We start from the raw sequence: 12,960 nt of genomic DNA, 5'->3' as shown, positions 1-12,960 counted from the left end.
AGGCAGCGCGAATGTACAAGAAGATGATTATGCCTGGCGTTATGGGCATTATGGCGGGCCTGCTCGCCTCGACCGTCATGTTTGCCGATTTCCCGGGAGGCGGAGGCACCGCCTCCATCGCCAGCGCCAACGGAGATGCGGAGAAAGTATACGTTCCCTTCGGAAAAAAAGACGATTATTATTTGTTCGCCTCCGGCGGCCATTCGGGGCAAATGTTCATTTACGGCGTCCCGTCGATGCGGCGCATCCGGACGGTGCCGGTCTTCTCGCCGGACCCGGCAACGGGCTACGGCTTCGACAAAGAAAGCAAGGCGATGCTCGGGGGCTACAGCTGGGGGGACTTGCACCATCCCGCTTTCTCCGAAACGAAAGGGGAATATGACGGCAAGTACTTGTTTGCTACCGACGTAGCGAACAACCGGGCCGCGGTGATGGATCTGAAGACGTTCACCGTCATGGACATGCTGCAGACGCCGAATACGTCCGGCCCGCACTGCGCCGCATTCGTCACGGAGAATACGGAATATTTATTCCTGCCGACCCGATTCTCCGTACCGCTCGGCAACGAATATGCGCCGCTTGACGAATTCAAAACGAAATACAAAGGCGTCATGTCCGCAGTCAAGTTCAACGAACAGTCGAAGAAGCAGGAGCTTGCGTATCAGGTCGCGCTGCCGCCGTGGTCCTTCGACTTGTCGGACGCAGGCAAGAAGGGATCTTCCGATTGGGCCGTCATGACCACCTACAATACGGAGGAAGCGACGACGAATCTCGAGATCAACGCCTCGCAGAAAGACCGCGACTACATCGTCCTGTTCAACTGGAAAGAGCTTGAGAAGATGGTCGCGGACGGTAAGGCGGATCATGTCAACGGGGTCAAGATGATCGATCCCGCCAAGGTCAATGCCGGCATTTATTTGGTGCCGGTCGCCAAATCGCCGCATGGCGTCGACGTGACGCCGGACGGCAAACGGTTCATCGCCTCCGGCAAGCTGGCGCCGGCGATGACGGTGTTCTCGTTCGAGAAGGCGTTCGACGCCGTCAAGAACAAGAAGTTCGCCGGACAGGAGCAGGGCATTCCGGTGCTGGACTATAACGCCGTCATGGAGCGCGAGGTCAACCCGGAGAACGCGCTGGGGCCGCTGCATACGCAGTTTGACGACAAAGGCTTCGCCTATACGACCATGTTCATTTCATCGGAGGTCGTAAAGTGGAACATCGAGACCGGGGAAACCATCGACCGCGTTCCGGTGCAATATTCGCCGGGGCATTCGGTTTCCGCGGAAGGCGACAGCGCCAGCCCGGACGGCCAATGGCTCGTAGCCTTGAATAAACTGGCCAAGGACAGCTACTTGTCCGTCGGCCCGTCCCATCCCGAGTCGATGCAGCTGATCGACTTATCCGGCGACAAGATGAAGGTCGTGCAATCTGCGCCGGTCGATCCGGAGCCGCACTATGCGCAGATGATCAAGGCGGACAAGATTCAGACGATTAACGTCCTGCCCAAAGACGAGAAGCGTCCGAATTCGGTGTGGAAGCAGGAAGAGGCGCGCATCGAGCGTCATGGCAACGTCGTCGACGTATACGGAATCGCGATGCGTTCGAAATTCACCTTTGACGCGAAGGCGAGCCGCAAGGACGTCATCGAAGTGAAGCAGGGGGACAAGGTTGTCATCCACCTGACCAACATTGACCTGGATGAAGACATCACGCACGGCTTCGGGATCAACAATTATAACCTGAATATGGAGGTTCAGCCGGGCGAAACGAAGACGCTGGAATTCATCGCCGACAAAGCGGGGACGTTCCCGATCTACTGCACCAACTTCTGCTCGGCGCTGCACCAGGAAATGACCGGTTACCTGCTCGTTTCCCCAAATTAAACATCTGCACGGGAAGAGGGCATGCGGATGCTCTCTTCCGAATGTTGTACATTTCATGGCGGGAGATGAACCCAGATGACGCGCAAGGTTCCCGTTTCGTTCACGATTCCTCTGTACTTGGCCGCTTTCCTGCTGGCCGCATCCATCTTCTTTCCTTGGTGGGGCATGACCTTCGTCGCTCCACAGTACCCGGAGGGGCTCGAGATCATCGTTTATCCGTATAAAATGGACGGCCGCATCGATATCATTAACGGCCTTAATCATTACATCGGCATGAAGCCGTTCAGCGAAGCATCATTCCCGGAATTGCGGTACTTGCCGTATTTGATCGGCGGCATGGCCGCACTGGTGCTGCTGGCCGCGATCATTCGCGGAAAAGGCTGGCTGTACGGCATCATCGCGTTGTTCGCGGCGGGCGGGATTGCGGGCTTGTACGATATTCACCGCTGGCTGTACAACTTCGGCACGGAGCTCAGCCCGACCGCTCCGATCAAAATCAAGCCGTTCGTGCCGCCGATTCTCGGCCGCAATCAAATCGCCAACTTTGTAACGCATAGCTACTTCAGCTACGGATCGATCATGATCGGAGTCGCTTTCCTGCTGATGGCGCTGTCCCTTGTCCTGATGGAGCGGCATGCAAGACGGAGGCCGTCATGAGACGGGCGGCGCTGTGCCAAGCCGCAGCCATGCTGCTGCTTCTCTTCACAGCAAGCCCGGTCTCGGGCGGGAACGCCGCGCCTCATTCGGAATACAATCTTCAGGAGCTGATCGACGCCACACCCGAATACGGCACGCTGCAGTTAAAGGGTGCTGTGTATACCGGCAACGCGACGATCGGCAAGCCGATGACGATTACCGGCGAGGACGGCACGGTGATCCAGGGCGACGGCAGCGGCAATGTGGTAACCATCTTGTCCTCCCATGTCCGGCTGGAGCATATCGCGATCCGGCACAGCGGCATGAGCATGAGCTCGGGCGAGGAATACGCCGCGGTGAAAGTTTCCGGCGGCGCGCACCATGTGCTGAACAGGCTGCGCATCGAGGATGCGTATCATGGAATTTATATCAAGAACGCAGACGACAACGAAATTTCACAGGTGACGGTCCAGGGGCGGGGACAGCAGGAAATCGCCTCGCAGGGCAATGGCATTCAGTTGATCCATTCCGCCGGCAATACGCTCAAGGACAACGTGATCAGCGGGATGCGGGACGGCATTTACTTTTATTATGCGGATCGCAACCGCGTGGAACGCAACGCGATTAGCGAAACCCGCTACGGGTTGCATTACATGAATTCGAACGACAATACGTTTACCGGCAATCGCTTTAGCCGCAATACCGGCGGCGCGGCGATCATGCTGTCCAAGCGGATCGAGCTGACCGAGAATGATTTTTCGTTTCACCAAGGAACCCAGGCTTTCGGCATTCTGATGCAGGAGACGGAGCAGGTTCAGATGAGCGGCAACCGGTTTTACCAAAACCAGAGGGCGCTCTATATCGATAATGCCAGCAGAAGCCGGATTGCGGAGAATCTCTTCCTCCACAACAAGGTCGGCGTGGAAATCTGGTCCAGCGCTTCGCAGCAAGTGTTTACGCGAAACAAGTTTTTGCGCAATGTGGCGCCCGTTATTGTGGTGGGCGGTCAAGGCTCCAACCGTTGGAGCGATCAGGGTCAAGGAAACGTATGGGATGGCGAACCGCTACTCGATTTGAACGGGGACGGTATCGGCGACGATCCTGTTGTATATAAATCTTCGCTGTACAAGCTGATTCAGAGCAGTGAGCTGTCGTATTTGTTCTTGTCCAGTCCGGCGATCGGCCTGTATGAGAAAATTCATACGCTGCTCAATCAAGACGATGTGATGATGAATGACCCGAATCCGGTCATGGAAGCGAGAGGGACGCTGCCGCTTCCGCCGATGGCTTGGCTGCTGCCGGCCGCTATCGCGCTCGGGTGGCTCGGATGGCGTGTTTACGGAAGGAGACGACGCAGATGACGGTCTTTTATGTGTGGAAGGAATGGAAAGAGATGTCGCGGAGCAAGGGGCTTTGGATGGCGCTCATCGTCGTCGCGGTGCTGTCGGTGCTGATGCTGCTGCAATCGCGGACGCTTCCCTCCGACCAGGGATTTCGGGTATTTTTGTTGTCGCTCTACGAAATGAATGTGTATTTGATCCCGCTGCTCGGCCTGTTCACCGCGTCGTTCTCGATTTTGCAGGAAAAGGAACAAAAGACGCTGCACATGCTGCTGACCAAGAAGGAGTCGTACGGCCGGTTTTTGCTTCGGAAAAGCGCCGCCGTGCAATGCGTCACCGCTGCGGTATACATGATCTGGTACTTGATGCTTGTGCTGCCGCTAAGGCTGAATTTCGCATTCGATTTTCCGGCCTACTTTCATTTTTTGCTCGCGATCGCAGCGCTGCTCTTTGTGTTTAACCAAATCGGCATCGGGCTCGGCTGTCTTTGCGGCACGCGGATGCAGCTGATCGGTGCGAATCTGCTCGTATGGTTTACGCTTATTTTTTTATCAGATCTGGCCTTTCTGTACGTGCTGCCCGGCGTAACACATGCCAATATTTTCGCGTTCTCGCTGTTTTATTTTGTTGATCCGCTGCACACATTTCACTTTTATTTGGAAACATCGCTTGGCTTTCTCCCCCACGGCCACTTGTCCCGGCTGATGGAGCAAATGGTATGGCTGCCGCCGCGCATGTTCCTGCTGCTTGATACGGTCATATGGGCCGGTGGGGCGTACGGTATCGCGGCGCTGGCCGGAAGAAGGAGGATTCGGCATGATTGACATCAACGGCTTGACGGCAGGCTATAACGGCAAGACGGTGCTTGACGATGTGAATCTGTTCATCGGCGAACGGGAGCGTTGTGCGCTGGTCGGACATAACGGGGCGGGCAAATCGACGCTCCTGCATTCCATGCTGGGGCTGCATCCGGTGATGCGGGGAACGGTCACGTTCCGAGGACTGTCCCATCGGCAGGAAGGCTGGAAGAAGCATGTTGCCTACTTGCCGGAAAAATTCCAGCTGTATCCGCATTTGACCGGGCTTGAAAATATGCGCTTCTTCGCAGCCGCCGCTTCGCACGAAGCAGAAGATGCCGAGCGAATGGAGCAATGCCTGCGCAAGGTAAACCTGTGGGACAACCGCGAGAAGCAGGCGGGGAGTTATTCGAAAGGGATGCTGCAGCGGCTCGGACTCGGGCTGATGCTTTACTTCGACACTGACATTCTGATTCTTGACGAGCCGACAAGCGGTCTGGACCCCGAAGGCCGGGCGGTGATCATCTCGATTCTGCGGGAGCTGACCGATAAAACGATCCTGTTCGCCTCACACCATCTGGACGAGATCCGCGCCGTATGCACGCATGCGGCGGTGCTCAAGGATGGCAAGGCGATCCGGCTGCCGATCGAACCATTTCTGCGGCAAGCGGAAGGGGGGACGACGCCATGCGATTGAAACGATGGCTTACTGCGCAGCTGCTGGCTCTCACCGTACTGCTGCTGCTGAACGGCTGCTCGGGCTCGCCGCACTGGGAAGCGAAGCTGGAGGCGCCGCCCGAAATGACGGAAGGAGCCGTCATGCCGATCCGGCTGACCGTCAGCGAGAAAGGCGCGCCGGTGAGCGGGTTAACCGTAGCGGCCGAGCTGGAAATGGCAAGAATGGCGCATGACCGCATGAAGGCCGACTTTCGCGAGAAAGGAAACGGCGTCTACGAGGCGATGATCAACTTGCCGATGGATGGATCTTGGGTCGCATCGATCACCATGGAAGGCAAGGGCGTGAAGCAGCAGCAGACGATCGAATTTCAAACCAGGAAGTCTGCAAGCCCGATAGCAGCCACCGTCAACGGGTCCGTTATAACGCAGGAGGACCTCGACTTCTATGCGATTGCCGGCAGCGCAGAAGCTGCGGCGAACGGTTCCGGCGCAGCGGAGGCAGGCAGCAGGAGCGTGCTGCTGACGCAAATCATCCGGCTGCAAGCCATAGGGCTGCTCGCCAAGGAGAAGGGCCACCGGCCCGACACCCGTGAGGTCGAGGCGCTTTCGGAGCGGGCGCGGAAGGCCGAAGCGTCCGATGCGGCCACGCAGGAACGAATCGCCGCATTCGGAGCCGACCGGTACCGGCAAAAGCAGCAGGAGCGGCTCGAGCTGCTTTCTCTCGCCCGGCAGGTGCAGGCGGAGGTCGAGGCCGCAATTCAAGCGGAACACCCGCAGGCTGCCGCGGGGGAAATCCGCTTTCAAACCGCGAAGGCGTACGAGGAGCTGCTCGTTTCGCAGATGAGCACGCTGAGCGTAGCCGTGTACAAATAAATAGTCATCCTTAACTTTCATTGCGTGTGAGCAATGTCATAGCGAGATATTTGTGAAAAAGGTAACATAGTAATAGGAACTGAGCAAAGGAGTGACTGAACATGACGGAACTGCTTTCTTATCCATTAGATTCAGGAGCGGAGCAACATGCCGCCGAGCTTGTACTTGCGTTCGACCGGCTGGGCAGCGAGCATCGCGCGCTGTATGAGAAAATAGACGACCTGCAGTCGGCGGCCTGCCGGCTCCAAAAAACGCATGAGCTCATTACGCGTCCGGATGTGCTCAAGCAGTTGAAGGAGGATACGCTCTTGCTGCTTGCGGAGCTGAATGATCATTCCGAGTGGGAGGATACCGAGTTGTTCCCGCTCTTGACGGCGCACTTTCAGCAGCCGAACCGGCCGGATACGGCGACATCGTTATGGATGCTGGAGAAGGATTATGAGCTGGCGGCCGCGTACTTCCGGCTTTTCCTGAACGAGGCGGAGCAGTGCTGCATCCATCCGGAGAAATACGGCGAAGGGGACTGTCTGGAGCAGCTGCTTCAAGCTTGCCGCTTGGTGAAGGGGCATTTGCAGATGGAGGAGGAAACGATCTTCCCTCTGCTGGCGGAGCTTCCGGAATCGATCCATCGCGGGATTCGGCGGCGATTTTAGTCAGAGTGGTGAATATTTTGCAAATCCGAACACGAAACCGGATGAAAATTTTCAAAATAATATTTACCTGATCCGCGTTATCTGTTAATATAATCGCAATATCAAATGCGATGAAGAGAAGAGTAAGTAATGAAATCTTTCACAGAGAGCTCCAGGTTCGCTGAAAAGGAGTAAAGAATTCATTATTGAAAAAAGGCTCAGAGCAGCGTATCGGAACCTTGCTTCTAGGGGATGGTGCGCCAGGAGCTCCTGTTACAGAGCTAGAGTATAAGCATTGTTTCGGCCATGCCGTACTTGAAGAGGCGAATATGGCGACATATTGGCGAATTTAGGGTGGTACCACGAGTATACAAATCTCGTCCCTAAGACTGACTAAAGTCTTGGGGGTGGGATTTTTTTATTTTCATTCACCGCGAACCTGTTGCAGGAACAGGTTCTCAAAGAACACACTACATCGAAAGGATTGAAATAAATTATGGCGCAAAAATTAAAAGTAGGTATTGTCGGTGGAACGGGCATGGTTGGACAGCGATTCATTGAATTGCTCGATCAGCATCCTTGGTTTGAGGTAACGGCCATTGCGGCAAGCAGCAGCTCGGCAGGTAAAACGTATGAGGAGTCTGTACAAGGCCGGTGGAAGCTGCAAACGCCGATTCCGGACGAAGTGAAACATATTATCGTTCAGGATGCTTCGAAAGTGGAAGAGGTAGCCAGCGGCGTCGACTTTATTTTTTGCGCGGTCGAGATGAAGAAAGAAGAAATTCAGGCGCTGGAAGAAGCCTACGCGAAGACAGGAACGCCCGTCATCTCCAACAATTCGGCTCACCGCTGGACGCCTGACATCCCGATGGTCATTCCGGAAATTAACCCGGGGCATCTTGAGGTCATTGCTGCCCAAAGAAAACGGCTTGGTACCGCAACCGGCTTTGTTGCCGTCAAGCCCAACTGCTCGATTCAGAGCTACGTGCCGGCGCTTCATGCGCTGCTGGATTACAAGCCGAGCCGCGTCGTTGCATCGACGTATCAGGCGATCTCCGGAGCCGGCAAAAACTTCACCGACTGGCCCGAGATGCTGGACAATGTTATCCCGTACATTGGCGGAGAGGAAGAGAAGAGCGAGCAGGAGCCGCTTCGCATCTGGGGCAGCGTAGAGAACGGCCAAATCGTTAAAGCCAGCGCACCGTTGATCACAACGCAGTGTATTCGCGTTCCGGTAACGGATGGGCATCTGGCTACCGTGTTTGCATCGTTCGAGAATAAACCTTCAAAAGAAGAAATTCTCGATCGTTGGCTGAATTACAAGGGCCGTCCGCAAGAGCTTGCGCTGCCGAGCGCGCCGAAGCAATTCATCACTTATTTCGAAGAAGAGAACCGGCCGCAGACGAAGCTGGATCGCGATCTGGAACGCGGCATGGGAGTTTCCGTCGGCAGACTGCGCGAGGATTCGATCTATGATTTCAAATTTGTAGGACTGTCGCATAATACACTGCGCGGAGCGGCGGGCGGCGCCGTGCTGATTGCCGAACTGCTGAAAGCGGAAGGGTATATTAACGCGAAGTAAGAAGCAGGGAGCTCCATTTCAGGAATACAATAGACAAACCAGCAAGCGTTCCGATCGGTTCGGGCGCTTGCTGGTTTTTTTATCCAAGTCGAGTATATATGTTTACATAATAAATATTACGTTAACTATTGTGGTGAACCGCTTGATAGCCGCAGCAGTGTATACGTTGTTCGCAAACGGCTATACTTTAAATCTCTCGATCAGCTGCTGCAAATCTTCCGCCATCTTGGATAGCGAGCCTGCCGAAGCTGAAATCTCCTCCATCGCAGCCAGCTGCTCCTCGGCGGCGGCGGATACTTCCTGCGTGCCGGAAGCATTGGCTTCGGCAATTCCCGTAATCAGCTTCGCTGCGTGGATCATCTGTTCCGTACCTGCTGCCATTTGCTGCGAGGCCGAAGAGACATCTTGAATTTGATTGTTGACCTCGGTTACAGAATGTTGAATCTGTGCGAAAGACGCTCCTGCCGCTGCAACGATTCCAATCCCTGCGGTCACTTCTTTTGCAGCGGTCTCCATGGATCGTACGGCGGTGTCTGTCTCCTCCTGAATAACATTGATGAGCGCCGAGATTTGATGCGCCGACCCTGCCGACTGCTCCGCCAGCTTGCGAACCTCGCTCGCCACGACGGCGAACCCGCGGCCGTGCTCGCCGGCTCTTGCCGCTTCGATGGCAGCGTTCAGGGACAACAGGTTGGTCTGAGATGCGATTCCCGTAATCACATCGATAATGGCTCCGATTTCTTGCGAGCGTGATCCTAGTCTCTGGATGACGCCTCCCAAGCCGGTCACGGTTTCGTTGATCGAGTGGATTTGCCTGGAAACCGTCTGGATGGCGTGCTCGCCTTCCGCAGCTTTCTCATGGGCTTCTATCGCTTGGATTGTAACGCTTTGGGCGCGGTTTGCAATTTGCTGTATGCCGATGGACATTTCATTGACCGTCTGGGAATTTTCCTCCATGCTTTGAAACTGCTTCTCGATATCGGTCGTCACCTGCTGCATCGTAGCTGTAATCTGCTCCGTTGCTTTCGTCGTTTGCTCGGCGCTGGCCGTCAGCTCTTCCGCCGAAGCGGCGACTTGCTCGGCATTGGAGCCGACTTGATAGATCAGGTCGCGGAGATTTCGGGTCATTTGGTTAAAAGAAGAGGCCAGATCGCCGATTTCGTCGCGATTATGGATTCGAATTTCCTCAGCCGTCAGATCGCCCGAAGCGATTCTTCCCGCGGCTTCCGCGATCGCCACTACCGGTTTGGATATGGACCGGCCGATGTACAGGGCAATGATGATGCCAAGCAATATGGCGATTGCACCCAGCAGTGTCACCCACAGCTTCACATGCTGAACGGTAACGGACGCATCATTATTTCCCTGGTCAAGCACTTGTTGTTGAAGTGCGGTAAATTCATCGATTTTGGCGTCGAACCTTTGGATGATGCCGCGGCCTTGCGTGACGATCAAGTCGACATATTGATCGGTTTTATTTTGCTGCTTTAATTGAAATTCCTTGCCTGAAAATTGATAATATTCGTTTTCAATTTGGTCCAGCTCGCTCAGCAATGTCTTCGCTTCCGGAAGAACGACGATCTCCTGTAACGCTTTACTGAGCTGAAGGTAGGTGGTATGGCTTGATGTGAAGCTTTGCATGGCCACGTCGTCTCCAACAAGCAAATATCCGCGAAGGGCGACTTGCTCCCGTTTTATCACTACGTTCAACTCCTGGATCATAATTAACTTCTTCGCCTTGTCCTCGATTAGGCGGGTATACAGCTGATCCACCTTCGTAATTTGGTAATAACTGATCGCGACCGTTGCAGTCAAAATGATTAAAACAGCCAAGAAGCCCGCGAACAATTTTTTGCTGATCGATAAATTCATTGGAAGTTCCCCTCTCAAGTTGCGTTTTATACCGTACATCGGGTATGCCGGATGACCATAGGACTTCTCCACTCCGGTACGGCTGGTTTTGTAAAGCAAGGCTGTACTGAATAAATTATAGGATTAGGCCGAAAGAATCAGTGACACGTATCACAGTAAAATATTTTTACTTATGCTACGATACGAATATAGGACTAATTACCTATAATCATCAAATAGGCAATTCAAATGATTTCGATGATTCCATATGATCCGCGAAGCGATGCTGACAAATTCACAGCATTAACGGTTTTATCAAGAAAACTTTAACTGGAGAGCTATTGAAATCACCAATAGATCATGTATACTATGTAACTAGGTCTTTAAGACTATGTACAAGTGGCGGGGATGCGGGGGTTTTATCGGACGCGAGGATAGACCGTTCTCTACCAAGCACTTGAATGGCAGGGAATTTATGAAGCGGGTGATGAGAAATGGGAAATCGGAGTACAGATAGAGCAGCTATTTCTTCAACCTATCCAGTTTTGAAAAATGCCTTGTTTGATAAGGGCAACCCATTGACGCACGCGCTGAAGGAATTGGCCGATATCAGGTACGCATTGGACCAAGCCTCCATTGTGGCCATCACGGATCCGCGCGGCATTATGGTTTATGTGAACGAACAGTTCTGCCGAATGTCCCAATATTCTCGGAATGAACTGCTTGGACAAGACCATCGCATTCTTAATTCCGGGTATCATTCCCGCGAGTTTTTCAAGCACATGTGGGTCACGATTGCATCCGGGGACGTGTGGCGGGGAGAAATACGGAATCGGGCCAAGGACGGTTCATTTTATTGGGTAGATACGACCATCGTCCCGTTTGTGAACGAACAGGGCAAGCCGTATCAGTATGTATCGATTCGAAACGATATTAGCGCAAGGAAGCGAATGGAGGAAGACTTAAGGAAAAGCGAAGAAAAGTATCGCGTCATCACTGAAAATTCATCGGACTTGATCTCCATCATCGATCTGGAGGGAAGATTTAGGTATGTGTCGCCTTCCCATGCAAGCTTACTCGGATATGCGTTGTCCGAATTTGAATCCAGACCGATGTCCCAATGGCTGCACGAGGAAGATCGGGCCGCAGTTTCTTGCGCGATTCACGATCAGCTGGCCGCGACGAAATCGTCGACGCTCCTGGAGTTTCGCCTCCGCGCGATGAACGGAACCTACTACTGGATGGAAGCGAAAATAAACCCGATTGTTAATCAATCCGGCGAATTCAGCAGCTTGTCCCTGGTGATGCGGGATATTACGGAACGGAAAAGAGCGGAGCAGCGTATACACCATCTGGCTTATCACGATACGTTAACCGATTTGCCGAATCGCAGATTATTTATGGAGCGTCTACGCAAAGAAGTCCATCAAGCCAAACGCTCGCAGTCCCAGCTGGCCGTTATATTTCTTGATTTGGATCGATTTAAGAACATCAACGATTCGCTCGGTCATGAGGCCGGCGATCTTATTCTAATAGAAGCTGCCCACCGGATTCGCGGCTGTATTCGTTCGAACGATATGGTCGCCCGGTTGGGCGGCGACGAGTTCATCTTATTATTAACGAGCGTGTCGGATGCCGCGGAGGCAGAAGGCATATCGCGATCCATCCAAGCAAGCCTGCAGGAGCCTTTCGAGCTGGGCAGACAACAATGCGCCATTTCTTGCAGCATGGGCATCGCTCTTTTTCCATCGGACGGAAGAGATCCGAACGAGCTGCTCAAGCGCGCCGATATGGCACTGTATGATGTGAAGAATCACGGCAGAAATGGGTTCTCATTTTTTCATGCCGAGATGGAAGAGCGCTCCTTGGAACGGATTCTGCTGGAGAACGAACTCAAGAAGGCGATTGAGCGCGAGCAGTTTCGAATCGATTATCAGCCCAAGCTCCATCTATCGACCGGTCAACTGATCGGCATGGAAGCGCTCGTCCGCTGGGATCACCCGGAGCTCGGAAGAATAGCGCCCAATAAGTTCATTCCTATCGCCGAGGATACGGGGCTGATCCTGCCTTTGGGGGAATGGGTTCTGCGTCATGGCTGCGAGCAAAATAAAAAATGGCAAGATCAAGGATATCCGCCATTAAAATTGTCCGTAAATTTATCCGCCCGCCAATTTTTCCAAGCCGGCCTGGTTGATAGGGTGAAGCAGATTTTGGAGGAAACCGGACTTGATTCGCGATGGCTGGAGCTGGAGGTCACGGAAAGCATCTTCGCCGATATTGATCTTGCGGCCGCGATCATAGAAGAGATTAACAAGCTGGGCGTTCATACGTCCATAGACGACTTTGGCACGGGATACAGCTCCTTCAGCTATATTAAGCATCTTCCCGTAGACACCTTGAAGATCGATGCCTCGTTCATTCGGGATATTCATCACAATAAAGAAAGCCAGGCGATTGTAAAAGCGATCTTGACGATAGCCGAAACGTTACATCTCAATGTGATTGCCGAAGGCGTCGAGAACGAGGAGCAACTGGCCGTCTTGAATGAGGAAGGCTGCAGCCAAGGACAAGGCTTTCTATTCAGCAAGCCGTTGTCGGGGCCAACTTTTGAACAATATTTGAAGGGGCTGCCGGTCGCCGGCGCAATAAGCCCGTAATCGGTCAAGTTCTTGTCGCGCATGAATGACA

At 53.7% G+C, this 12,960-nt stretch carries 10 protein-coding genes and 1 other annotated feature; of the genes, 9 read left to right on the top strand and 1 reads right to left on the bottom strand.

From position 1 onward, the window contains the following. Positions 1-11 precede the first annotated feature (11 nt). From nosZ to asd, 8 genes are all read left to right on the top strand, one after another. Positions 12-1,883: a Sec-dependent nitrous-oxide reductase gene (gene nosZ, locus KXG62_RS20980; RefSeq protein ID WP_218093971.1), complete on the top strand. Its 1,872-nt coding sequence runs from the start codon at positions 12-14 to the stop codon at positions 1,881-1,883. Positions 1,884-1,958: 75 nt separating this feature from the next. Next, on the top strand, positions 1,959-2,540 hold the full coding sequence (locus KXG62_RS20975; protein ID WP_218093970.1) for a hypothetical protein: 582 nt from the start codon (positions 1,959-1,961) through the stop codon (positions 2,538-2,540). Continuing rightward, complete coding sequence (gene nosD, locus KXG62_RS20970; RefSeq protein WP_218093969.1) at positions 2,537-3,880, top strand: nitrous oxide reductase family maturation protein NosD; 1,344 nt, start codon at positions 2,537-2,539, stop codon at positions 3,878-3,880. Before KXG62_RS20975 ends, nosD begins: the two co-directional genes overlap by 4 nt. Continuing rightward, a complete protein-coding gene (locus KXG62_RS20965; protein WP_218093968.1) occupies positions 3,877-4,683 on the top strand; it encodes an ABC transporter permease in 807 nt (268 codons plus the stop codon). The genes nosD and KXG62_RS20965 overlap by 4 nt, the downstream gene beginning before the upstream one ends. Then, entirely contained in the window at positions 4,676-5,353 is a 678-nt protein-coding gene (locus KXG62_RS20960) for an ABC transporter ATP-binding protein (protein ID WP_218093967.1), read from the top strand. Before KXG62_RS20965 ends, KXG62_RS20960 begins: the two co-directional genes overlap by 8 nt. Then, the gene (locus KXG62_RS20955; protein ID WP_218093966.1) at positions 5,344-6,207 is read left to right on the top strand and encodes a FixH family protein; all 864 of its coding nucleotides are present in this window, start codon (positions 5,344-5,346) and stop codon (positions 6,205-6,207) included. Before KXG62_RS20960 ends, KXG62_RS20955 begins: the two co-directional genes overlap by 10 nt. A gap of 101 nt (positions 6,208-6,308) precedes the next feature. Beyond that, entirely contained in the window at positions 6,309-6,860 is a 552-nt protein-coding gene (locus KXG62_RS20950) for a hemerythrin domain-containing protein (protein ID WP_218093965.1), read from the top strand. 101 nt (positions 6,861-6,961) lie between these two features. Then, positions 6,962-7,227, top strand: a binding site (T-box leader). A 108-nt stretch (positions 7,228-7,335) separates the two neighbouring features. Then, a complete protein-coding gene (gene asd, locus KXG62_RS20945) occupies positions 7,336-8,421 on the top strand; it encodes an aspartate-semialdehyde dehydrogenase (RefSeq protein ID WP_218093964.1) in 1,086 nt (361 codons plus the stop codon). 180 nt (positions 8,422-8,601) lie between these two features. Here asd and KXG62_RS20940 read toward each other — a convergent pair whose 3' ends face one another. Then, positions 8,602-10,293, bottom strand: a complete 1,692-nt coding sequence (locus KXG62_RS20940) for a methyl-accepting chemotaxis protein (protein ID WP_218093963.1) — start codon at positions 10,291-10,293, stop codon at positions 8,602-8,604. Positions 10,294-10,766: 473 nt separating this feature from the next. Here KXG62_RS20940 and KXG62_RS20935 point away from each other — a divergent pair, with 473 nt between their 5' ends. Beyond that, positions 10,767-12,929, top strand: a complete 2,163-nt coding sequence (locus KXG62_RS20935) for a putative bifunctional diguanylate cyclase/phosphodiesterase (protein ID WP_218093962.1) — start codon at positions 10,767-10,769, stop codon at positions 12,927-12,929. The last annotated feature ends 31 nt before the right edge of the window (positions 12,930-12,960 follow it).

It is taken from the genome of Paenibacillus solanacearum (genome assembly GCF_910593845.1).
GTDB classification, from domain to species: Bacteria; Bacillota; Bacilli; order Paenibacillales; family NBRC-103111; genus Paenibacillus_G; species Paenibacillus_G solanacearum.
Note: the sequence above shows the minus strand (reverse complement) of the source record. Positions and strands in the feature narration are given on the sequence as shown.